Origin of the sequence: Panacibacter microcysteis, assembly GCF_015831355.1 — a bacterium.
Taxonomy (GTDB): Bacteria; Bacteroidota; Bacteroidia; order Chitinophagales; family Chitinophagaceae; genus Panacibacter; species Panacibacter microcysteis.
This window is the reverse complement of record NZ_JADWYR010000001.1, coordinates 1,728,619-1,752,902: the sequence shown is the minus strand read 5'-3', so window position 1 is coordinate 1,752,902 and position 24,284 is coordinate 1,728,619. Positions and strand designations below refer to the sequence as shown.

14 protein-coding genes are annotated in these 24,284 nt (G+C 42.7%); 8 read left to right on the top strand and 6 right to left on the bottom strand.

Annotated elements, in window-relative coordinates; genetic code table 11:
- The first annotated feature begins 2 nt into the window (after positions 1–2).
- Together I5907_RS07105 and I5907_RS07100 are read left to right on the top strand one after the other, a co-directional pair.
- On the top strand, positions 3–482 hold the full coding sequence (locus I5907_RS07105; protein WP_196990017.1) for a DinB family protein: 480 nt from the start codon (positions 3–5) through the stop codon (positions 480–482).
- Between the two features lie 50 nt (positions 483–532).
- Positions 533–853, top strand: a complete 321-nt coding sequence (locus tag I5907_RS07100) for a hypothetical protein (RefSeq protein WP_196990016.1) — start codon at positions 533–535, stop codon at positions 851–853.
- 54 nt (positions 854–907) lie between these two features.
- Here I5907_RS07100 and I5907_RS07095 read toward each other — a convergent pair whose 3' ends face one another.
- A complete protein-coding gene (locus I5907_RS07095; protein WP_196990015.1) occupies positions 908–1,744 on the bottom strand; it encodes a dienelactone hydrolase family protein in 837 nt (278 codons plus the stop codon).
- A 400-nt stretch (positions 1,745–2,144) separates the two neighbouring features.
- Here I5907_RS07095 and pyrG point away from each other — a divergent pair, with 400 nt between their 5' ends.
- The 3 genes from pyrG to I5907_RS07080 all read left to right on the top strand — a co-directional run bounded on the left by pyrG (position 2,145) and on the right by I5907_RS07080 (position 7,826).
- Entirely contained in the window at positions 2,145–3,794 is a 1,650-nt protein-coding gene (pyrG, locus tag I5907_RS07090; protein ID WP_196990014.1) for a CTP synthase, read from the top strand.
- A 297-nt stretch (positions 3,795–4,091) separates the two neighbouring features.
- Positions 4,092–5,573 carry an FAD/NAD(P)-binding protein gene (locus I5907_RS07085; RefSeq protein WP_196990013.1) on the top strand — a complete coding sequence of 494 codons (1,482 nt, stop codon included), beginning with the start codon at positions 4,092–4,094 and terminating at the stop codon, positions 5,571–5,573.
- 81 nt (positions 5,574–5,654) lie between these two features.
- Positions 5,655–7,826 (top strand): S9 family peptidase, encoded by a 2,172-nt coding sequence (locus I5907_RS07080; protein WP_196990012.1) that lies wholly within the window; start codon positions 5,655–5,657, stop codon positions 7,824–7,826.
- A 363-nt stretch (positions 7,827–8,189) separates the two neighbouring features.
- On the opposite strand, the gene I5907_RS07075 is transcribed toward I5907_RS07080, so the two are convergent.
- The 3 genes from I5907_RS07075 to I5907_RS07065 form a co-directional block, all read right to left on the bottom strand.
- Complete coding sequence (locus I5907_RS07075) at positions 8,190–9,554, bottom strand: peptidylprolyl isomerase (RefSeq protein ID WP_196990011.1); 1,365 nt, start codon at positions 9,552–9,554, stop codon at positions 8,190–8,192.
- Between the two features lie 235 nt (positions 9,555–9,789).
- A complete protein-coding gene (locus I5907_RS07070; protein WP_196990010.1) occupies positions 9,790–11,208 on the bottom strand; it encodes an Ig-like domain-containing domain in 1,419 nt (472 codons plus the stop codon).
- A gap of 146 nt (positions 11,209–11,354) precedes the next feature.
- Complete coding sequence (locus tag I5907_RS07065; RefSeq protein WP_196990009.1) at positions 11,355–14,504, bottom strand: ATP-dependent helicase; 3,150 nt, start codon at positions 14,502–14,504, stop codon at positions 11,355–11,357.
- 202 nt (positions 14,505–14,706) lie between these two features.
- On the opposite strand from I5907_RS07065, the gene I5907_RS07060 reads away from it, so the two are divergent.
- Positions 14,707–15,204, top strand: coding sequence for an SRPBCC family protein (locus I5907_RS07060; protein ID WP_196990008.1), 498 nt, complete (start codon positions 14,707–14,709; stop codon positions 15,202–15,204).
- Positions 15,205–15,231: 27 nt separating this feature from the next.
- On the opposite strand, the gene I5907_RS07055 is transcribed toward I5907_RS07060, so the two are convergent.
- Together I5907_RS07055 and I5907_RS07050 are read right to left on the bottom strand one after the other, a co-directional pair.
- Positions 15,232–17,160 carry a peptidylprolyl isomerase gene (locus tag I5907_RS07055; RefSeq protein WP_196990007.1) on the bottom strand — a complete coding sequence of 643 codons (1,929 nt, stop codon included), beginning with the start codon at positions 17,158–17,160 and terminating at the stop codon, positions 15,232–15,234.
- Positions 17,161–17,165: 5 nt separating this feature from the next.
- Positions 17,166–18,635, bottom strand: a complete 1,470-nt coding sequence (locus I5907_RS07050; protein WP_196990006.1) for a redoxin domain-containing protein — start codon at positions 18,633–18,635, stop codon at positions 17,166–17,168.
- Between the two features lie 412 nt (positions 18,636–19,047).
- On the opposite strand from I5907_RS07050, the gene I5907_RS07045 reads away from it, so the two are divergent.
- A complete protein-coding gene (locus tag I5907_RS07045) occupies positions 19,048–20,382 on the top strand; it encodes an APC family permease (RefSeq protein ID WP_196990005.1) in 1,335 nt (444 codons plus the stop codon).
- A gap of 71 nt (positions 20,383–20,453) precedes the next feature.
- Positions 20,454–24,269 carry an AsmA family protein gene (locus I5907_RS07040; RefSeq protein WP_196990004.1) on the top strand — a complete coding sequence of 1,272 codons (3,816 nt, stop codon included), beginning with the start codon at positions 20,454–20,456 and terminating at the stop codon, positions 24,267–24,269.
- The last annotated feature ends 15 nt before the right edge of the window (positions 24,270–24,284 follow it).

The following is a 24,284-nucleotide window of genomic DNA, read 5'->3' as shown; positions in this document are numbered from 1 at the left end:
ATATGAACATTACCACATGCATTGCCCGACATATCAGCGAAGTATTTGAAGGCAATAACTGGACAGAAGTTGACATTAAACAAACACTGAGTGATGTAACCTGGGAAGAAGCTACGACCATTACGGCAGCGTCGGTAAATACGATTGCGGCACTTCTTTTCCACCTGGATTTTTACAACGGGGTAATTATGAGCAGGCTGAATGGCATAAACCCGGTGATTGATGAGCACAACGGCATGAATGTACCACCCATTGAGAACGAAAGGCAATGGAAACAGTTGCAGCAAAAGGCTTTCGACTCTACTGCAAGACTGGCTGCTATGGTAGAAGATTTCCCGGAAGAAAGGTTGCAGGAACTTACACAGCGTGGTTTGCAAACGTATTATAAAACATTGCATGGCATAGCGGAACATTCACATTACCATCTCGGGCAGATGGTATTACTGAAAAACCTCGTACGCAACATGCCAAAAGCAGGGTAATATTTATTTGCAGGTAAAGAGGCGGGTTAGATACATCTAAAGGACTGTATATGACAAACGAGCTTTGGAAAGAAGAGATTATGAAGCTTACGGGCAAAGAACTTTCGCTGGCAGATGCGGAAGTTTTCAGCACACAGCTTGCGGCCCTGATCAATGAACTGGTGAATAAGGATTTTGATAAGCTGATCTCTATCTTATACCGGCTGGATGTAAGTGAACAGAAGTTGAAAACTATGCTGGCGCAGCATACTACTGAGGATGCGGGTGTATTGATTGCTGCAGCAATTATTGAAAGGCAGCAACAGAAAGCCGCCTCAAGACAGCAATTTTCAAAACCTGCTTCAGATATACCAGATGACGAAAAATGGTAAACAATAAGGGCGGCGCGCAGCGCTGCCCTTATTGTTTATATACAGTAACACGGGCTATTTCATTCTCGCCATTACAAATTCTTTCACTTTGGCATAAGCGTCGGCAGTAGCGTCTTTATCAAAATTTGGATTACTCGGGTTGGCAAATGCATGGGTGGCATCGTACCTGTTCACCATAAGTTTTACGCCGGCCGCTTTGGCGGTTTGTTCAAACTTGTCAACCATTGCGGGGCTGGGATGTGTGTCTTTGTTGCCAAAAAAACCAATAACATCACAGTTAATGGTTTTTAAACGGGCGGCATCTTCTTCCGGCTGGCCATAATACATAATACAGCCTACGGCCTGCTTTCCGCCTTCAATAGCAGTTTGTAAACTCCAGCCGCCACCAAAACACCAGCCGATCGTAAATACTTTGGCGTTGGCACCTGCATATTCGTATGCGCCTTTTATAATGGCCATTGCTCTCGCTGTTTTTACGGTCTGCATTATTTTGGCCGCATCCTGCGGGTTAGCAGCAACCTGCTTGTCGTACAGGTCAAGGGCAATGACGTTCACACCCAGGTCATTGGCAAATTTTTCTGCCTCTTTTTTAATATAATCATTTAAGCCCCACCATTCGTGAATAACAAACATGTAATAATCGGTTTGCTTGTCTGCTTTTATCATCCACGCATGTGCATCTGTACCATCGGTGGCTTTATAGGTAATATCGCTGCCGGCACCGGCATAAGTATATGGCAGCGGGGAAAGATGCGCAGCTACAAAATCTTTGTCGCTGGCATTGAGTGCATATTTTTCTGTAGCCGAAGGCAAACAGCAACTCATGTTCATTTGCGCATGAACGGCTGTAATACACGTTAATACCAGCAGTACGGACACAATCTTTTTCATAGTAAGCATAGTTTATAATGAATGATGTAGAATCAACATACTAAAGTTAAAACAGTTTACAGCATCCTAAATTTTTAGTGCCCGCAGATGGAAATTTTTTTGAGCCGGAAAATTGGGCTATGTTTGCACGACCTCTGAGGATTATTACTTTCTCCTAATAAGGTCGGGCCATTAAGCACTAATTTTTTGAAAACTGCAAGGAACAAACACTGTTTGTTTAGTGCATTTTTTTGTTTATGGGCTTTGCAAAGGAACGATTGCGGTTATAGTAAAGGCTGACGGTATCCGTGCTCAACAGCGAACAAAGCGTTGAAGAGTGCGACGCAACGGAAGCTGGGAAAAGGCCCAAAAAGCTGGGTTCATTAATAGCTTATAAAATATAAACTAATAACCATTTTATATGGCAAAGTATATTTTTGTTACAGGCGGTGTAACAAGCAGTTTAGGAAAAGGTATCATTGCGGCTTCTCTCGCAAAGCTGCTACAGTCCAGAGGTTTCAGTGTTACCATTCAAAAATTCGACCCCTACATTAACGTAGATCCCGGTACGCTTAACCCCTACGAACACGGTGAATGTTATGTTACGGAAGATGGTGCAGAAACCGATCTCGATCTCGGGCACTACGAACGCTTCCTGAACATCTTTACCTCGCAGGCCAATAATGTAACAACCGGAAGAATTTACCAGACTGTTATTAACCGTGAAAGAAACGGTGACTTCCTGGGCAAAACCGTACAGGTTATCCCACATATTACCGACGAGATCAAACGCCGCATGCTTAAACTGGGCAAAGAAGGCAAGTTTGATATAATCATTACTGAAATTGGTGGCACCGTGGGCGACATTGAAAGCCTTCCTTTTATTGAGGCTGTGCGCCAGTTGCAGTGGGAGTTACCGGAAGAAGATGTGCTGGTAATTCATCTTACATTAATACCTTATTTGCGTGCTGCCAAGGAGCTCAAAACAAAACCTACGCAACACAGTGTAAAAATGATGAGCGAAAATGGTGTGCATCCTGATATTATTGTTTGCAGAACTGAAGAACCGCTGGGCAACGACATCAAGCGAAAAATTGCACAATTCTGCAATGTAAAACCTGAGGCTGTAATTGAAGCAATGGATGCATCGACCATTTATGAAGTGCCATTGACCATGTTGCGTGAAAAGCTGGACGTTATAGCCATGAAAAAAATGGGTATCGGTATTTTTCCCGAGCCAAACCTCAACAACTGGAAAGCATTTCTCGATAAACTGAAATACCCGAAAAGCAAAGTAACCATAGGCCTTATTGGCAAGTATGTAGAGCTGCAGGATGCCTACAAATCAATACTGGAAAGCTTTGTACACGCCGGTGCCATCAACGAAGTAAAAATACAGGTAGTAAATGTGCACAGCGAATTTATTACCGAACAGAATGTTGCCGAAAAGCTGGATGGACTTGATGGTTTGCTTGTGGCCCCGGGTTTTGGACACCGCGGCATAGAAGGCAAAATAATTGCCGTACAGTATGCACGTGAAAATGGTTTACCATTTTTCGGAATTTGTCTTGGTATGCAAATGGCGGTAATAGAGTTTGCAAGAAATGTGCTGGGTCTTAAAAAAGCGCACTCAACAGAAATGGATGCAGACACGCAGGACCCTGTTATTAACATGATGGAAGAACAGAAGCAGATTAAAATGATGGGCGGAACAATGCGTTTGGGCGCTTACCCCTGCGATATTGTGGAGGGAAGCCTTGCATACAATATTTATGGTTCAACCAAAATAAGTGAGAGACACCGCCACCGCTACGAGTTTAACAACCAGTACCTTGAGCAGTTCGAAAGCAATGGTATGATTGCCAGCGGAACCAATCCTGATACGGGTTTGGTAGAGATCATGGAAATCCCGTCTCACCCGTTTTTTATCGGTGTACAGTATCACCCCGAATTAAAAAGTACGGTTGAAAAACCTGCACCGTTGTTTGTAAGTTTTATTGCCGCTGTAAAAAAATACAATGAGCAACGCAATGCCGTAAAAAATCCTTTGCTGCAAAGTGAAATGATTTAGTATCGGATTACAGGTAGCAGGGAGCATGCAATTTTTTTAGTATTGGACTGTAGTGCTGCTATCAGGCACCTGTTGTGTCACTCACTTGTACTGTATATCTTTACGCAACAACGATACTGCATATACAAACATCGTACACAGCAAATCCTGTGAGCCGTATGGCTTATACCTATACAGTTTGGCAGTAGCAACAAGTATTTAATTTTTTATCATATAGTAGAACGTCGCCTCAAACAGGCGACGTTCCTGTTTTTATAGTCTACCAATTTTATGAAGCATACATAAACACAAAATCGCATGAAAAACACACCCACAATCGCCATAATCGGCGGCGGCTTTTGCGGTATGATGACCGCAGTGCATTTAATGAAAATGCGTTTGCCTTTTCACATTGTGATTATTAACAGCGGCTATCCTTTTGGCCAGGGCGTGGCGTACAGTGCCCATACAGAAAAGTATTTGCTCAATGTACGCGCTGTAAACATGAGCGCATTTGATGAAGAACCACAGCATTTCCTCGACTGGCTGCATACGCAACACAACTATCGCCATATTGCCCGGAATATACTGGCCAACGTATATGTGCCCCGTAAAGTATATGGTAGCTACTTAAACGCGGTATGGCAGTATGCTACTACCCACAAGCGTGCAGAAACAGTTGTACAAATCATCAACGGGAAGGCAACAGACATACAGCAACAGCAACAGGAATATACCATTACGCTGGATAACAGCGCATCGCTGGCTGCTTCGTTTGTTATACTCGCAACAGGCAACACAGCACCACGCGAACTGCATACAGCAGGCAAAGACCTTCCGTTGTGCATGGAATATTTTGGCAATCCGTGGTGTGCAGATTGCGTAGCAAACGCACATCAGCTCCGGAACATTCTTATTGCAGGAAACGGTCTTACAATGATAGATACTTTGCAGGGCCTCAGAGAAAATCATTTTACCGGTACCGTGTATACTATTTCGCCCAACGGTTTTTCGCTGCTGCCACATAAATACAACCTGCTTGTATATGACAAACTGGTAGAGGCATTACCTGCAACGCCTACACTAAAAGAAGTTTTTTCACTTGTACACCAACATGCAAAAGCGCTGGAAAAAGTAGGTATTGGTGCTCACCTGGTTATTGATTCCCTCAGGCCGCATACACAGCAGTTGTGGCAAGCTTTCTCTTTAGAAGAAAAAAGAAAATTCCTGAAACGCCTCAGTCATAAATGGACCATCTTCCGGCATCGTTTGCCGCTGCATATTTTTGAAGAAGTACAGCAACTGCGCATTACACAAAAAATGATCACGCTTACCGGCAGGCTTACAAATGTGCAGGCCAGCAACGAAAAATTACAGGTAACTTTTTTTAATAATACGAGTAAAACCGAAGAACATCTTATCGTAGACCGGATCATTAATTGCACCGGCCCCGAAGCAAACATCTGCAGGTCTGCAAATGAACTGCTCCGCAATCTTTCTGCAAAAGGTATCATCAAACCAGACCCGCTTCAACTGGGTATAGCCGCCGATCCGCAAACCGGCGCAGTTATTAATTTGCACGGTGAAACAAACCCCGGAATATTTACAATTGGCGGCAACCTTAAAGGTGTGCTTTGGGAAAGCACCGCAATTCCAGATCTGCGGGTGCAGGCGCGGCGCCTGGCACAGCACCTGGCACATATTACCCACCTCGTTGAACAAACTGAAGAGCCGGCGGTTCCATTTGGAAAAAACAGCATACATGGTTCACAGGCTGCTATGGCAGTAACAATACTGTAATGGTATTAACAGTAATAATTTATGTGTTGATTAGCATGTATTATTTAATACCAGTATTTTCACCAGGTTAAACTTTTACGCATGAACAAACATGTTACATTATTGCTTTCCTGCCTGTTGTGCTGCTGCACAAGCTTCGCACAGCCGCCCCGCGGTATTCACTGGACAAAAGATGGCTCAGGGTATTATGAAGCCGACCAGCAGGGTATAACGCTGCATACATTGCCTGCAGACAGCAAAAAGATAATTGTTGATAATGCTGCACTTACACCTGCAGGCGCGTCGGCCGCGCTAAAAGTGCGCAACTTTTTTTTCTCGGAGGATGGGAAAAAAGTACTGATCTACACCAACTCAAAACGTGTATGGCGCTATGATACGAAGGGAGATTACTGGGTGCTGGATCCCGGTACTAAGAAACTATCGCAGGTGGGCAGGAACATGCCTTCATCTTCTTTAATGTTTGCAAAATTTTCGCCTGATGCAAGCAAAGTTGCTTATGTAAGCGGGCATAACATTTATGTAGAAGATGTAGTTACCGGTAAAACAATACAGCTTACCAAAGATGGAACAGACCGTATGATCAATGGCACATTCGATTGGGCGTACGAAGAAGAATTTGGCTGCAGGGATGGTTTTCGGTGGAGCTCTGATGGTAAAAGTATTGCTTACTGGCAGATAGATGCATCCAAAATCAGGAATTTCCTGATGATTGATAATACAGACAGCATTTACTCTTTTACAATCCCGGTAGAATATCCAAAGGTTGGGGAAAGCCCCTCTGCATGCAGGATAGGCGTGGCAGATATCACTACCGGCAAAACAACCTGGATGAACGTACCGGGGGGTCAGCAACAACACTATATTCCACGCATGGAGTGGGCAGCAAATGCCGGCGAAGTCATTCTCGAACAATTGAACCGCAAACAGAACGAAGCCAAAATATTTATTTGCGAAGCAAAAACAGGTGTTGCCAGGGAGATTTACAAAGAGTCTGACAAAGCATGGATAGACATTAAAGAAAGGTGGAATGATGGAGATCCATCCGGTTGGGAATGGTTGAATAATGGCAAACAATTCCTGTGGGTAAGCGAAAAAGATGGATGGCGCCATATTTATATCCTAAGCCGCGATGGAAAGAATGAACAACTGATTACCCGGGGCAATTACGATGTTATTACCATCAAAGCAATAGACGATAAAAGCGGGTATATTTATTTTACCGCGTCTCCGGATAATGCTACACAGGAATACCTGTACCGGACCAGGCTGGATGGTAGTTCAGAGAAAGAACTGCTATCCCGCTCTGCCGAAAAAGGTGTACATGAATATAAGATCTCACCAAACGGATCGTTTGCAGAACATAAATTCTCCAATGCCAACTTCGAAGGTTTTAAAGAATGGGTAAGTCTTCCTGGCCACAAAGCACTGGATGGTAACGACAGCAAATACACTGCAGATAAAAACCAGCGTGTGTCATTTTTTTCAGTGACAACAGACGACAATGTAACCCTTGACGGCTGGGTGGTAAAACCCGCAAATTTTGACAGTACGAAAAAGTACCCGGTATTATTTTACGTGTATACAGAACCCGCCGCGCAAACAGTAACAGATTCCTGGGGTGCCGGTTATAACTTTTTGTATACCGGCGACATGTCCGCAGACGGGTATATCTACATAAGCCTTGACGGACGTGGCACACCTGCACCAAAAGGTGCAGCATGGCGCAAAGCTATTTATAGGAATATTGGCCGCGTAAACATCCGTGACCAGGCAATGGCAGCCAAAAAGATATTGCAGGCTCCATACTACGACACCAGCCGCGTTGCGGTATGGGGCTGGAGTGGCGGTGCATCTACCACACTAAACCTGCTGTTTCAATACCCGCAAATCTATAAAACAGGTATTGCTGTGGCCGCTGTTGCAAACCAGCTTACCTACGACAATATTTACCAGGAACGCTACATGGGCCTGCCACAGGAAAATAAAGAGGATTTTATTAATGGTTCTCCTGTTACGCATGCAAAGAACCTGCAGGGTCACCTGCTTTATATACATGGCACCGGCGATGATAATGTGCATTATCAAAATGCTGAAATGCTGATTGATGAACTGGTAAAGTATAATAAGCAGTTCCAGTTGATGAGCTACCCTAACCGCTCACATGGCCTGAGCGAAGGAGAAGGCACCTTCACTCACCTGGCAACGTTGTTTACCACATTCCTTCAAACATGGTGTAAGCCTGGCGCCCGGTAAAAGAGATTGGTTGAAAAAAGCCACATCTGACCAGATGTGGCTTTTTTGTTGCGTGCGTATCAGACTTATGAATCAATCTTTACGCCTGACCATTTGTAATGAAAGGTGTTGCAATAAAAAGACCCGCTGTAGATACAACAGGTCCTCTAACGATTGCTTGCCATATAAATTCGTCAATGATTTTTGTATAGAATCAGGAAAATCGTATTATTATTTATAAAATATTTGCTTTTTTCTTAACTACACTACAAATTTAAAGACATTTTATAAATAAAAAACATATAATTATTTTTATTATTTATAAAAAGTGGTAAATAAAAAGGCTGTTTCCAGCCTGTTTATTTAAAATCGTTATGCGGTTTATCATCTGCTTGCGCTTGCGACATTTAACCAGTCTGATATACTTGCACAACCGGTATATTCTTTATCTACCGTTACGTAATAATTTGGTATGTGCTCTTTGAACCATTTTTCCAGGACAGTCTGTTTCTTTAGTTCGAGGGCCCTTTGTGATATCCTGTTATAATCATCTTTCATGTTTTCCCTGTGAGGCTCGGTCCTTGACTTAAGGAATAATATACGTACCGCTTTTCTTTGTCTTTCGTCAGTGTAAGATTGAGGCCTTGATATATCGCCGGGCTTAAGGCCTTTCAGGGCTACCACGGCATCTTTATCCAGCTTATCGATGGTAAGAAATGGAGAACCGTCATTGGCCAGTAGTGCACCATTGTTAAACTTGCTGTTTTCATCATCACTCAGCTTGGTTACAGCAGCCGCGAAAGTGATGTTGCCTTTAGTGATTTCGTTCCTGATACTATCGAGTTTTGTAATGGCAATTTTTACTTCCGCATCTGTAACCGGCGGTATTTTGAGAATATGTCTTACAACCGCATCATCACCTGCACGGCTAACCATCTGAATAATATGTAAACCAAATTTTGATTTGATCACCGGGGATATCTGTCCTTCCTTCAACTTAAATGCAGCGGCAACAAACGTAGGATCCCATGATTTATCGAGCCTGTTGATGCTGTACTGACCGCCGGTTTCTTTACTGCCTGGATCGTCTGTATACATTTTGGCAAGCTGATCGAATTTTTTCTGCCCGCTTTCTACCTGCCTTTTGTAATCGAGTAATTGTGCAGATACATACTCTTCCAGGTCTTTATTTGGTTTTGGATATACTACCAACTGGTTTACTTCAAGTTCACTCTCATAAAACAGCAGGCTGTCTTTTGGAATTTTATCAAAGTAATCTTTTACCTCGTTAGGTGTAATCTTTACATTTTCCAATATTTTACCCTGCATTTTTTCAGCCATCGTCTTTTCCTTGAATGGCTGGCGCAGGTCTTCTTTAATTTCATATACCGTACGGCCTGCAATCTGCTCCAGCATATCCTGCGAACCATATTGTGAAATAAAATAACGGATCCTGTTATCGAGCAGTGCTTCCAGCTCATCGTCTTCTACAAACAATGAATCTTTCTCAGCCTGTATAACAAGCGTTTTTTGTATAAGCTGGCCCTGCAGGAATGCACACTCTGCGTTGGGTGGCAGTTGCTCTTCCATACCCTGCCTTTTATAGTCCGCAATGGCATTGGTAAGGTCTGATCTTAATACTATTTTATCGCCGATTTGTGCAATGATCTTATCTGCCACCACTTTCTGTGCAAAGGAGTTATTGGCAAAAACAAAAGCTACCAGCAGTAGTAATGAATATTTCTTCATACAATTCAAATGGCACCAAAAATAGATATTCCATACTAAGTATTGGGGGTAGTGAGGGCTTTTAACAAAAAAATGCCGTTGCGCGGCATTTTACTGAGCATTTATTGTGTATAGTGCGTTAATCGCCTTGTAAAAAAGTCGGGTATGCAGTATCGTTGCTGCCACGGGCTATACAGTACAAGAGTGCGACGCAACGGAAGTTCAATACCTGTACTGCTGCCGGGTACCCAAAAGATTACATGGCAATGTCTACCTCGTTGTCCCAGTTTGCTTTTATGGTAACGGGCCTTTTTACTTTTTCAACAATCTCGGGTTGCGTTTTGGTTTCGAAAACACCGGGATCCCAAACGCCATTTTTATTGTTATCGTAAAGTATGCGTAAATCGTACTGCCCCGGTTTTATGAGGCGCTGATACCATTCTTTGCCGGTTAATACGACCGATTGTATTACGGTCTTATTCTGCACCACCTGTAGTACCGGATTTCGGGCAAGGTCGATATTTACGAACCGCAGGCGTATGCTGCCATACTGGCCTTCCCGTTTTGTTTTGAAACTTATGGTATCTGCTTTGGAAAGACTTACGCCGGCGCTGTCTGTAAACGCTTCTTTCTGTATGGTGAGTTTGTAAAATTCGTTCTCCTTCCATGGCCGTACGAGGGCAAATCTTAGCCCGGCAGTATCGGCATGTACAATGCTATAACCCGTTATTGGTTTAAAAGCAGTATCGGTAAGTTGAAGAAGTGTGGAGTCGAATTTGGCAATGGGGCGGTTAAATGTAAACTCCAGGCTATCGAGCAAATCCTGCTCGTTGTTTTCCATATTGGTGGTGTAACGCAATCTTTTGTCTTCTTCTTTCTGGTTGCCGCTGCTTCGGTTACCGGAAGATGGTGTAGCAGGCTTTACAACCAGCTTGTGTTCTTCAAACGCATAAAGCTGGATCTTTGATGGTGCCTGCGATGCCGTTACAACACTGTCGTAAAAAGCAAACATTTTGGTACTGTCATCATACTTTTTTGAGTAATCGTTTGGCACCACGTACAGCGCAAACTTTTCATTGGGCAAATACCGGAATGTAAAATTGCCGCTACTGTCAAGCCGGGTATAATAATCACTTTTAAGTTTTTTTACAGCGGTATCGTTCAGGTTGCGGTGCAGTACCACCAGCAACTGGGAATCCACATCGCCGGTTTCGGCGAGCTTTACATTGCCGGTGATCATGCCATCATCCAGCCTGCTGCCGGTAGAAAATACATAAGTAAAGTTCCTGTACGGGTTGTTTTCGTTTACATCTTTTATGGCATTGCCAAAGTTGATGGAATAGGTGGTGTTTGGCCTCAGCGAATCTTTTAGCCTGATGCTTACCACACGCAGTTTACCTTCTATCACAGGTATTTTTTCTGGATTGGGAGATACGATCAACTGGTCGTTGAGGTTATTATCGAGTTGTATGTATTCGTCGAATTCCAGGTTAATACGGTTACCGCTAAAGTTTACTGCCGAGTCTTTGGGCACAGCGCTGATCAATACCGGTGGCAGCGAATCTTTGGGGCCGCCGGTGGGCGGAATAATATTGGCGCACCCGGTGGTAATATTGATCAATGCAAGCCATAAAAGCCCTGCCAGTACTGCAACAGATGTAAAGGTTCTTTTCATAAAAGGACTGCAAACATAGCAGCTTTGTATTATTGATTTTGCTAATGATCCTGTAAATTATCTGGCTTATGTAACCGGCTGCATTACTACTATTGAGCTTTGGTTGTGTCACTCACTTGTACGCCTGGTACATTATTGGGCACAGTTTAATCTTCTTCCGCATCTTCAGCCTGCAGCTCATGCAGGGCAATCTGCAGGTTGTTCGTTTTTACAAAATTGCACCAGTGGCAATCTTCTTTGCCACAGCCGGTATAAAAATCCCGTTGCTGAATTTTGTCCCACACCATTTTTACCTGTTGTTTTACCGTGGTAATATCTTCCGGCATAATCACCACTTTTTCTTTACGGTAATGCTTCTTTTTATCAGGCTCTATAAAATCGAACTCTGTGCTTACCACGTTCCATTGTTTCGTTTCGTAATTGTCTACAAGTATTTTATAGAAAACTGCCTGCCGCCAGTAATCGCCGCCGTTGGGGTCTTTCTCATTTGGCGGTAATAATTTGGTCCGGGCTTTGTCAACATCACCGGTTTTATAATCCACCACGTTTACAGACCTGCCATCGAATTCCAGCTTATCCAGCTTACCTTTCAGTGGCACACCATTTACCACAACGTTCCTGATATTGCGCTCTACCGCCACAATTTTATTCCACGTACCAATATACTTATCGTAGTAGTTGGCCAGTACTTCCTGTCCGTATTCCATTCTGCGGTTAAACTGCTCCAGCGTAAAGCTTTCCCTGTGGCGCATCATGTACCACTCAAAGTCTTTGATAAACTGTTGTTTTGAATGAAAGATGCCCTTATTGTCCCTGACGTTTTTGAACAACTGTTCCAGCGCATAGTGCACAGATGAACCGAATTCGGTTGCTTCGTTTTTAGGTGAAGGAATGCGGATAAGGTTTTTATAATAAAACTCCAGCGGGCATTTCAGGTAATTGTTCAACGCGGTAACGTTCATGACAAACCTGTCCAGCAGCCTGCTGATATATTCTTCTTCTATGCGTGCAATCTCTGGTGCAAGTTCTGTAAACGCAAGCGTTTGAAATGCTACAAGATCATTTTCTTTAATAGCTACCGGTACGGCTTTAAATGCAGGATATTGGTCTTGTATTTCCGCAATAAACATAGATGGTTCTATTTCCTTTCCATCTGTTTTAAACCTGCTGTAAGAAACCTGTAAATGCTTCTCTGCCCGTGTTAGCGCCACATAAAACAAACGGCGCAATTCCTCTTCTTCCAGTTGTTTTGGCTGCGAGGTAAACATAGTATCGGGAAAACTGTAGCCGCCGCCAGGCTTGCGTTTCTTTTCCCACGACGAAGCATTACAACCGGCAAAAAATACATGTTCAAACTCCAGGCCTTTTGAACCATGTGCCGTTAACAGGTTTACACCTTTATCTGTGCCGCTTACGTGTACCAGTGGAATAGGCAGGTTTTCTTTCTCCATCAGGTCTATTATACCAATGAGGTCTGCCAGTTTCATCGAAGGTCTCCGGTGTGTTTCTTCCTTGATAAAATCGAAAAAACCTGTAAGCACCTGCAGCAGCCATATTTTCTCGTCACTGCTGATGATTGCTTTTAACACGCCAGCTTCGCGGATGATCTTTTCAACCAACACCTGTAACGTATGGTTGGGTACTGCTGCAATGAGTTTTTCGGTAATGAGCCCTGCCTGTTTAAGCTGTTCATTGATGCTTTGAGAAAAGAGGTCTTTCGGCGGCGTGTTGATCTTATCATTCAACAATCTCCTGATAGAAAGTGCCGGCTCGCTAAACTTTTTTTCTGCAACCTCAATGCTCAGTTTTGCAATTTCTATCGGCGGAATATGGAACCAGTCGAAATGCAGTAATTCAAACAGCATCTCATCGCCGCCATAAGGTGTATCATGTTCCGCTGCCAGGTATCTTAATAACAGGATGAGCTTTTGTGCCAGCGGAATTTCGAGTATGTTCATACTTCTTTTGCTGTACACCGGTATACCGCGCAACTTAAAATATTTTGTAAGCTCTTCTCCGTATTTGTTTTCCTTGTAGATAATACCGATTCTGCCCGGTTGAATGTTGTTTCGCAGCAGTTGCTCTACCTGCAGTGTTATATCAATCATTTCATGCCTTGGTGTTTCATATTCTTTTATTTCCGGCATGTGATCGAGCATATTTAACTGCAGGTTGCTGGAAAGCAATTCCTTGCTAAGCCCCTGTATTTGTTTTACCAGCCGCTCATTATTCCTGTCTATAAGAGATTTGGAAATGTTTAGTATGGGTTGGGTAGAACGGTAGTTGTTGGTAAGCACTACGGTCAGCAATTCATTTTTATAGCTGTCGGCAAATGCAAGCATGTTTTCTACATTGGCCCCCTGGAAGCGGTAGATACTCTGGTCATCATCGCCAACAACAAAAACATTTGGTTTGTCCCAGTAACTGATGAGTAGTTCTACCAACCGGTTTTGTGTACCGCTTGTATCCTGGTATTCATCTACGAGTATATATAAGAACTGTTCCTGGTAGCGTGCCAGCAGCTCTTTATTTTCTTCAAATGCCTTTATTACCCAGTTGATCATATCATCAAAATCATAACGATTTTGCTGGCGCATCATTTGCTGGAAGTGATCAAACTCATTTACGGCCGCTCTTAGCTTTTCTGCCTTTTCGGTCTCTTCAGCTATTTTATCTGTTCTTACATCGCCTTTCTTAAATTCTTTGGTGGCACGTTTGGCTATGTATTCATCCCTTGCAGGCAAAGAAGCAATGTATTCGTCAATGCGTGCATTGATGAATGCAGGCGTCCAGCCTTCCCTTTTCATGGTGCTGAATAACTGCTGCAGGTTATTGATCTCGAAATACACATCTCCCCGATAGCGTTTTAAAGGGTGATTTTTCGGAAACTGGTCTATGAGCTTTTTAAACAGGTCGATACGCTCAAGATCTGAAATGGGATCTAACGCGGTTTTTTCAAACAATGAAAGGTTCTCCTGTATGATATCGTTGCAGAAAGCATGAAATGTATAAATGTTTACTTTATATGCATCAGGCCCGATAAAACCAAGCAGGCGTTTGCGCATGGCTACTACACCGGCATCTGTATAGGTAAGACACAGGATGTTTGCCGGTTGCGTGTCTGTTTCAAGCAGTATTTTACCAATACGTGCAGAAAGGATTTGTGTTTTACCGGTGCCCGGCCCTGCAATAACCATTACCGGGCCTTCAATGGTATCTACAGCAAGTTTTTGCTGTGCATTAAGACCATCGTATATATCGTTGAATTTTGCTAACTGTTGGGTTTTTCCGCTCATACAAACCAAAGATAGTATATAGGAGTGCAAAGAAAACCGTATGACCGGGCAGTATGCTGCACCCGGAACTGCTGCACAAGGATATATAGTACAAGTGTGCGACGCAACAGGTGCTTAATAGTACCACAAGTGCCGGGTACATAATTTTCTTTACGCTAAACTAATTTGCGCTATTGCTGTTTAATGAACAGAAAATGATGCAATGAGTAAGGTTTATTCTTTAAAGACGATACAACTGATTCCTGCAGATATTGATGCGACCTGGGATTTTTTCAGCAGTCCTGCAAACCTGCAGGATATTACACCCGGCAATCTTGGTTTTAAGATCATCAGTAAACATCATGGCAGTAAAATGTATGCAGGGCAGATCATAGAATATAAGGTGAGCCCGGTACTGGGTATTCCGCTTTACTGGATGACGGAAATTACACACGTGGAAGACAAAAAATATTTTGTGGATGAGCAGCGCTACGGACCATATAGTTTGTGGCATCACCAGCATCACTTCAAAGAAACTGTCAGTGGTATTGAAATGACTGACATTGTACACTATAAAATGCCATTCTGGTTTGCCGGTGATGTAGCCAACGCGCTTTTTGTAAAGGCCCAGCTGAGAAAAATTTTTGAACACCGGTATACTGCCGTGGAAAAGCGTTTTGGCAAAGTGCCGCAGCCTGACGATTCTATTGTATTTAACTAAAAAGCGGCAGAAATTCTGCCGCTTTTTTTATAACGTATTGACTATTGCGTCATTCATTTTAACCGGGTATTTCTTTTTTAGTTCCGTTATCCATTTTTGCTCCAGCACCTGCTGGTAATCGTTGATGACCATGCCACGGGCTTCATCGAAGCTGCGCTGGCCGGGGTCTTTGAACACATCGAATACATATACCAGGGTGTATGTATCTCCTGTTTCATTTTGCTCAGGTTTTGAAAGATAACCTTTCTGCATAGGTACGGGCTGTTTTAGCGGTAGCTGGCCGTCTTCGAAACGGCTGCTGTCTGCAGTAGCCATTTCGCTGTAAGGCTCTGCAATGGCGCGCCAGTCTTTGGCATTCCTGGCCATTGCACCTGCAATACCATCAATTACTTCTTTTGATGAAGATGAAAAAATTACGGCACTTACGCCCGGCTGCCATTTATACTGGTCTTTATGCTGGTTGTAGTAATTCTTCAAACCCACTGAATCTTCTGCAGCCCTGCTCCATACATGTTTGTCCATAACAGAAAAAAGCAGGTTTGCTTCATTGAACTCTTTTAGTTGCGCTGCCACAGGCGGGTGAAACTCTTCTATATGTGCACGGTAATATTTGTCTGCAGATGTTTTTACAAACTGGTTCATCAATACATCGGGGTTATGCTGGTCGTATGGTGCCATCTCCCTGATATCTTTATTGTACTGGAACCATTTGTCTGCACTGATCCTTTCTTTTGCAAAACTAAAAAGAATGGTGTTTGGCGTAATTCCTTTAAACGCAGTAAGCGCTCTTCCTTTTTTTAAGGAACTATCAATGTACGCAGCAAGATCTTTTGCATTGTAGGTTGCCGGTGTATATTTTATTTGCTTTTTCCACTTTTCAATTAATGCATCTCTTGCTATTGACAGCCTGTTGTCTTGCTCTACCCTTTCCTGCAGCCTGGCACGGGCCATTACATCGCTCTCGTCTTTGTTAACAGGCATCGTTTCGAGCAGTTTGATAATATTGTAACCATATTCGTTCTCGAACGGTTCGCTGATATCACCAACATTTTTAAGCGCAAATACTTTGTCTTCAAAATCCTGGCTATACTGGCCAACCCCTACCTCGATAATATTTGAAGGATCATAATTGTTATTCGGTGCACTGAACTCCTGTACCATTTTGTCGAATGATGCACCACTCTTTAAAAGATGATACACAGAATCTTTTAATGCGGTGATCTTTGCTTTTTCCTCCGGCGTAAAAGACGCCGGTACCGCAAGAAGTATCTGCTGTACTTTTCTTTTACCTACTGCAGGTCTCTCTCCAAGGTTTTTAAAAATATGGAAACCCGCTTTGCTCCGGTAGATGTTTGAATAGGTATTTGGCGGCAGCGAATAAACAAGGTTTTCTATAGCATAGGGCAATGTAAAGACGGTAACATAACCTATAACGCCTTTTGCAGGGTCTACGGCGGCATTGGATGAATACTCAGCGCTTACCGCGCTGAAGTCTTTCCCGGCTTTTAAGGCATTGTAAGCTTCGCTGATCCTGTTATACCCTGGCAGCGTATCGCCTTCAGGCTTTACTTCAACAAACACGTGTGCCAGTAAAATGTCTTTCTGGCTGCGAAGGAATGCTTCTTTTACCAGCCCATTGATGTCTGCCTGCTCGTTGATGTAGTTTTCTGTAAGCTGCGTTCTGAAATTATCAGCTTCAGCTTTGTAAGCCGGGTCATTACTCAGCTTTTCATCTGTAGCGGCCTGCAGCTTTAATTTAAAGTTTACATACAGGTCGAGGTATTGCTTCAGCTTTTCAGAACGATCGCCTGTGGTATCGGGGTTTTTATTGAATGCTTTGATAAACTCGTCTTTACTTACAGTTTTGGCACCATAGGTAAAAAGTGTCTGGCTATAACCTGCTGCTGAAACAGCAAGTGCAGTAAGCAGCAGCAGCGGCAACTTGTGGATGCGCATATAAACTATTGAGTTGAGGTTTTGGTTTTTATTTTAGCTTCTATTACAGCGTCGTATTGTTCGAGGCTGAGTTTTTTTGCAATGATACGTTTGTTTTCATCAAGCAGGTACATGGTCGGTGTCTGGTAAATATCATATAACTGCCTGTAGTTAGCTACACCGGCACGTTCATCTGCCAGCCTGCCATCGCGGTTCTGCCATGCGTGGTGCCAGCCCTGCAGGTGGTGCTCGCCAATAAATTTTTTCCATTCATCAAACGTGTTTTCGTTTGTGTTTACAGAAAACACCTGCACGCCTAACGCTTTCCACTTTGCTTCGTACAACGAATCGAGCTTTGGCACTTCTTCTTTACAATGGCCGCACGTAGGGTCCCAGAAGACCAGGAAAGTAAAAAGTGCCTTTACATCGTATAACGATGCAGGCTTACCAAGTGTATCGTTTAAAACCAGTTCCGGCGCAGGCTCATTCAGTTGGTTGGCCATTAAACTGTATGCACGGTCGAAGATATATTTCCGCTGGCGCTCATTCAGCCATAAAGTATCGCCCTTTGAAAAGTAGTTGTTGAACAAAAAGAGAAACACTTTATCCTGCCCCATTATTTCAGGGTTAATGTATTTATCGGTAAACCTGCCAAGCAGGTATTGATGTATATCTTTTCCGCTGCGCGACATGAGCAGCATGTAATTCACTTCCCGGATAATAGAATCAGGATCTGATGAAACATAGAATTTATAATAGTCTTCCAGTTTGGGATCGAAGAATGGCGTTCTTACGAGAAAGTTATCATAGAAATTTACACCATCCCAGAAATGATCTTTCATATAGCGCCATGCGGCTGTTGAATCTGAAGAGCCATCCGCTTTTTTGGGCCACTCTTTTAGCTCCGGTGTTTTAATTGCCTGGAACATTGCCGCAACCATTGATGCCGGTTTTGTAGTAATGATGTTTTCCCGGTAATCGTTTAGTTCTTTGGATAACCTTTTTTGCTCCTGCTGTATGGCTGCAGAGTCAGCCGCACCGGCCGCTGTTTTTAAACGTTGCTGCAAAGCATTCAGTTTGGGTGCTATGCCGGTAAGATAACGGGAGTATGCAGCAAACAATTCATTATTGGCAGAACCGGTAACTGCAATATTTTCCAGGTGGGCGCTGTCTGCATTGATCGTGAACTGCTGGTCATCATCAACCAGTATTTCAAACAACAGGCTGCGTGCCGGGGTAACAAAGAAATAAATACCGTGGGGCAGTTTTTTTGCGCCTTTGAATATACCGTGGCTGTTGGCATCAAAAGCGGCGCTGTCTACCAAAACCTTATTCTTACCATAATAGCTGGCAAGGTACATAACACAATTCCTGTAAGGTTTAATGGTGGCGTCTATACGGTAGCCTTCGGGGCTGATATTTTTTTTGGGTGTTGTTTGCGCTTGTGCGGCCGCGCAACCAAGTAAGAGTATAAAAAACAGCAAACTATTTTTCATCAATGCAAGATATTGAAAAGTAAATATATTCAAATTGCGTGTGGTGGCTGTTAAGGCCGTGTAAAGAATATGCCTGTAAACGATGTGTAAGCACATTTTAATGTGTTGTAACGTGCAAATTTTTGCAGTTGGCTTTTGTGGCAGCCGGCTGCAGTACAGGTGGCATCGCCTGTTGTGTCACTCACTTGTACGGCAGATCAATAAGCAGCAGGCTGCAAACCATGCATGGCAACACTGTATTTACCAGCAACATTGCGCAGCCGCAACGAAAAGCTGATACCCGCATTGCAGTACAAGAGTGCGACGCAACCACAGCCCGGTGTGTGCACTACTGCCCGGTACATTATAAAAAAATCGAGCATAACAGCGAGTGTGATAAAGAATACCTATTTTCATTTCTTACCGGCAAATTATGAAGCAGAAACTGTCTCTTTTTGATTTTACGATGATCGTGGTAGGTCTTGTTATTGGTATGGGTATTTTCAGAACAGCATCTACATCTGCCAAAGCAGCCAATGACCCCACGGTTTTTTTTAGTGCGTGGGTTTTAGGTGGCATTATTGCTTTATGCGGTGCGCTTACCTATGCAGAAATAGGATCGAGATACCCGGTAACAGGCGGCTACTACCGCATCTTTTCTTATGCATACCATCCTTCCATAGCTTTCTCCATTAACTGTATCATTCTTGTTTCAAATGCGGCATCGCTGAGTGGAGTGGCACTGATTGGATCGGGCTATATAAGCCAGGTTATTTTTAATGAACCTGCGTCTGACGTGGTAAAAGCGTTGATTGCCGTAAGCGCTATCGTTATTTTTTATGGCGTAAACCTGCTTGGCCTGAAGATGAGTGCTAAAACACAAAACATTCTGATGGTGATTAAAATAAGTATGATCATTATGTTGATCGCTGCTTTGTTTATGCCATCAGTTCACTATGCCGGGCCTGCTGCAACAATTGTAAAGCCACAAACTTTTATGGATTGGATAAAAGCCTTTGGTGTGGCGCTTGTAGCCGTTTCATTCACTTATGGCGGGTACCAGCAAACCATCAACTTTGGTAATGAAGTTGAGCAGCCATCCAAAAATATTCCACGTGGCATTTTTATGGGTATTGCAATCATAATTGTATTGTACCTGCTGGTAAATTATGCTTACTACACCGTACTGGGCTTTGACGGATTAAAAGAGAACAATGAGATTGCCACACTTGTGGCAGCCAAGCTTTTTGGCGAAACAGCCGGCAATGCCTTTTCTGCTTTACTGTTTTTATCTGTGCTGGCCTATGTAAATGTTTTACTGATGAGTAACCCCCGGGTAATGTTTGCCATGAGTGAGGACGGTGTTTTACCAAAGCCGTTTCAAAAAAAGAGTGCGAAAAAAGATGTGTTGGTTGTATCGCTCTCTGTGTTTGCGGCGCTTTGTATTGTGATCCTGTTTTTTGCCAAAACATTTGACGAGATATTGGGGTTTACCATTTTTCTTGATTGCTTTGGTATGGCCACTTCTGCAGGGTCAATTTTTATGCTGCGCAAACGCACCCGGCATTTGGATGGTACCGGCATTTTCGCCATGAAATTATATCCTTTGCAACCCATCATTTTTATATTGGCGTACACCTTTGTTGGCATTAGCATAGCCATTGATAACTGGAAAACTGCAGCCACCGGCATTGGCGTACTACTGTTGTTTATGCTCATCTATTTTCTTACTCACCGTAACCCGGCAAAAAAATCAACCGTTTCTTAAACAGTATACGTTCTTTTTAAAATATGATCATTTGAAGTAGTATATTTAGGTGAGTGGCACCCTTCTCGCAAATGACAACAGGAAAAAGCAGGCATAGCATATTGAAGCGTATAACCATTGGTGTTACCGTTTTCTTGTTACTGTTGGTTACGGCTGCTTACATCCTTCTGAAATACCGCATTAAGAATGTGGTGGAATATGCGGTGCAGTCTGCATCTAAAGGAGCGTATAAGCTTACAATGCAAGATGTATCCTTTTCTTTTTCAGATGCCGTTATAGAAATCAAAGATGCTACACTGAGCAATGTAATTAAAAAGGATACCGGTACGGCATACGGCGCCACGATACCTTCATTATTCATCAGGCTGAAAGGCTGGATGCCACTTGTAAGCGATAAAAAGATAGCGCTGGACAGTCTCTATCTTGATAATGCTGTGTTACAGGTTTTTGAAGGCAGGAATCAACGTGCCCGCGATACTTCCAAAAGTTTTAGCTTTTCTTCTCTTGCCGGCGACCTCGATAAAGCACTTCTTAAGCTGGAGGTTAACAAACTGGCGGTGCAAAATGCACGCATTATTTACAGATTTAAAGATGCTACCAAAAACGACTTTGTTATTGATAAAATAAACTTCGCTATCCGGAATTTTACAAAAAGTACAGACCAAAAAAAACGTTTTCTTTCATCAGATGATATCGACCTTTCCCTGGGTAAACAATCATTCAAACTTCCAAACACTACGAATGAATTTCGATTTTCAAACCTGCATTTTTCCGGCAGGCAACAATATTTCGAGATCGATTCTTTCGGCCTGAAAACATATGATGATGCAAATAACAGCCCGGTAAATTTTGAAGCAGAGAGGTTATTGTTCAGTGCAACTGATTTGACAGCCCTGTACATGAAAGACCGGCTGCTGGTTGACACGCTTGTTTGTAAACATCCTGTGTTGCATCTGAGAACTACTGAAAAACAACACACCAAAGATTCGGTCCGGCCCTTATCTGTACTAAACAAACTTTTTGACAATATTCATTTCAACTATATTGCTGTAACGGAGGGCCAGTTGTCGCTCGAAGAACATCACCCCGACAAACAGCTTATTTACACGACCGAAAAAACAAACCTGCAGCTTTTTGATCTTGATCTGGCCGCAACCAACAAAAACTTCCTGAGCCTGGGCAATATAGCACTGGAGCTGGACACCATACAATTTTATACACCAGACAGTTTATACGTTTTAAATGTAGATGGTTTCTCCATTTTAAATAATGATCTTATTTGCACCAATGCATCTTTTGTACCCGGGAAAATGACAACAGCCAGTGGTGGTATGCAACTGTCATTGCCCCGTTTTATTTTAAAAAATATCGACGTTGCCGGACTGCTGCAAAAAAAGTTAAAAGCTGACTATGCGTTGTTTAACGCGCCGGACATCTATGTGCAGGGCAGTGGAAAAAAACAATTACCTGATTCCGTAAAAAAACCAAAGGGTATAGACGGCGTATATAAATCCCTGCACGGTTTCAATAATCTTATTGATGTGGATTCTATGTTTGTAACAAATGGCAATTTGCATTTTGCCGTAAACACGCAATCGGGCGTTTCTGTTGATGCAACAAATTTCAATGCTGCCATTAAACTCAAGGAACTTTTTGAAAGTGATTCTCTTATTGACATCAAACGTTCACTGTCAAACATAAGTTTCGGTAAACTACTGTTCAGCAGCACTTCAGTAAAAGCAATGTTCGATCAAATCTCTATACAGGGCGCTTTACAGGAAAACCATGTAAAAAAGGCGGGCATTAAACTTTCATCGGGCCTCAAATTGCAGCTCGATGGTGTTATATGGAAAAAACTCGACTGGGACAAACTGTACAATAACGGCGCAATAGATGCAGGCAGTATTAGCTTTAACAGCATCAAAGCACAATACAACCAGCTACAACAAAAAGCTGCAGGTAAAAAAATATTGCCGGTAAATATTAACGGGTTGAGTATTGGTAATCTTGATGCGACAATCCGGCTGTTGAATGGCAGCAACATTACAACGAAAGGAAAAGCCATAAGGCTTGATACAGTAACTACCGGCGGCAAAGGTCTTGCCTGGCACAACATTGTTGCTGCATTATACGAAACCGGTTATTCAAAAGATGAAACCCATGTTACTGCCAAAGAAATACGATTGGATAAAAAAAATGGTTCTGTACTAAAAGATATCAATGTACACACAGCGCAGGCAGTGGTAAGTGTGCCGGAAATAAAATTGCACACAGATATGTCGGGCTCCAATCTTTCACATCTTAATTTGCAATACCTCGTAATCAATAACCCGGCTGTTGAGTATACTGCGGGAGCTACAAGTAAGAGTAAACACAGGCGTACAGGTGTTCCGGTAAATATCAGTACCGGCGTTTTACAGGTCAACAATGCATCTTTTACATACAAAAGTTCTCCGCAGGATTCAGTTATCATACACGCATTTGTAAACATTAATATAGACTCGCTTGTAACGGATAAAGAATCTGCGCGGCCTATACAATATCATACACTGAAAGCCAGTGCTACCAATACCGTGGTATCAACAAAAAAATTACGCCTGCAAATACCTGCTTTAAACGCAGCACTTTCAAATACCATTATAGAAAAACAACATGACAGTAAACTTCGTATGAACACTGCCATAGCGCTGGAATGGAACAACTCATCTGTGGATTTAAAGCGATCTGCAGGAAGCGTTTTGGCTTTTGCAAATATCAGCGGTAACCTGGCTTACGACAATCTGCAACCAGGTAAAAAGTTAAAGCGTGACGATCTTGCAGCGCTGCTTCAATCATTGGAGCTATCCGGGGGCTCTATGGAATACAATACCAACACCACCAGGCTTTCTATAAACAATGTAGCGTGGAATGGCAAGCAAAGCTCTTTTAAGATTGAAGGACTGGGCATGACACCACTTACAACAAGAGATACGTTTTTTAACCAGTTGCAGTGGCAAAAAGATTATATGAGCTTAACGTGCGACACGATCACCCTCGCCAAAATAGATGTAAAAAAATATCTGAAAGACTCTGCTGTTAATATAGATCAAATCGCTTTTACACACCCTGTATTGGTTACGTCGAGAGACAAAAACATTCCGTTTCAGCATGGCATAGAAAAACTAATGCCCACAAAACTTATTCAAAAGATCAAAACACCTTTACAGGTTAATAAGTTGGTCATTAACGATGCTGCTATCACTGCCAATGAAATTTCTGCTACTACAAAAAAGGAAGGCAGTATAACGCTGGCGGAGATCAATGCAGAGATTAATCATATCACTAACCGCCCCGTTAACAATGACAGCCTGCATATATTAGCCAATGCCAATTTGCTCAATCATTACATCAGGCATCTTCAATACAAAGAATCTTATGCAGATTCGTTGTCGGGTTTTAGAATGACCATGAAAATGTCACCAATGGATCTCACTGTATTGAATAAAATAACTTACCCGTTAGCCGCCGTCAGTATTCACAAAGGCAAATCAGATACGTTATACGAGCGTATTGCAGGCAACAAATATGCCGCGTATGGCAAGATCAAATTCTATTACAAAGACCTCAATGTACAGATGATGAACAAAAAAGATTCATCACACAAAACTTTCCTCCTGTCACTTGAAAATTTTGTTGCCAACAAATTCGTGGTAAAAACAAAAAACAGGAAAGATGCGAAAATCTTTTTTATAAGAGATCCCGAAAAATTTGTCTTCAACTATTGGATAAAATCAACCTTCAGTGGCGTTATGTCGAGCGCCGGCATTAAGCGCAGCAAAAAATATGAAAAGAAGTACAAAAGCATACAGGCAAAATATACATTGCCCGCTATCGATATAAAAGAGTAAGATTTTACCGGCAGT

What these genes read in the sequence shown, in the direction of transcription:
- I5907_RS07105 (WP_196990017.1), top strand. Translation starts at nt 3, where the DNA reads ATGAACATTACCACATGCATTGCCCGACATATCAGCGAAGTATTTGAA.
- I5907_RS07100 (WP_196990016.1), top strand. Translation starts at nt 533, where the DNA reads ATGACAAACGAGCTTTGGAAAGAAGAGATTATGAAGCTTACGGGCAAA.
- I5907_RS07095 (WP_196990015.1), bottom strand. Translation starts at nt 1,744, where the DNA reads ATGAAAAAGATTGTGTCCGTACTGCTGGTATTAACGTGTATTACAGCC.
- pyrG (WP_196990014.1), top strand. Translation starts at nt 2,145, where the DNA reads ATGGCAAAGTATATTTTTGTTACAGGCGGTGTAACAAGCAGTTTAGGA.
- I5907_RS07085 (WP_196990013.1), top strand. Translation starts at nt 4,092, where the DNA reads ATGAAAAACACACCCACAATCGCCATAATCGGCGGCGGCTTTTGCGGT.
- I5907_RS07080 (WP_196990012.1), top strand. Translation starts at nt 5,655, where the DNA reads ATGAACAAACATGTTACATTATTGCTTTCCTGCCTGTTGTGCTGCTGC.
- I5907_RS07075 (WP_196990011.1), bottom strand. Translation starts at nt 9,554, where the DNA reads ATGAAGAAATATTCATTACTACTGCTGGTAGCTTTTGTTTTTGCCAAT.
- I5907_RS07070 (WP_196990010.1), bottom strand. Translation starts at nt 11,208, where the DNA reads ATGAAAAGAACCTTTACATCTGTTGCAGTACTGGCAGGGCTTTTATGG.
- I5907_RS07065 (WP_196990009.1), bottom strand. Translation starts at nt 14,504, where the DNA reads ATGAGCGGAAAAACCCAACAGTTAGCAAAATTCAACGATATATACGAT.
- I5907_RS07060 (WP_196990008.1), top strand. Translation starts at nt 14,707, where the DNA reads ATGAGTAAGGTTTATTCTTTAAAGACGATACAACTGATTCCTGCAGAT.
- I5907_RS07055 (WP_196990007.1), bottom strand. Translation starts at nt 17,160, where the DNA reads ATGCGCATCCACAAGTTGCCGCTGCTGCTGCTTACTGCACTTGCTGTT.
- I5907_RS07050 (WP_196990006.1), bottom strand. Translation starts at nt 18,635, where the DNA reads ATGAAAAATAGTTTGCTGTTTTTTATACTCTTACTTGGTTGCGCGGCC.
- I5907_RS07045 (WP_196990005.1), top strand. Translation starts at nt 19,048, where the DNA reads ATGAAGCAGAAACTGTCTCTTTTTGATTTTACGATGATCGTGGTAGGT.
- I5907_RS07040 (WP_196990004.1), top strand. Translation starts at nt 20,454, where the DNA reads ATGACAACAGGAAAAAGCAGGCATAGCATATTGAAGCGTATAACCATT.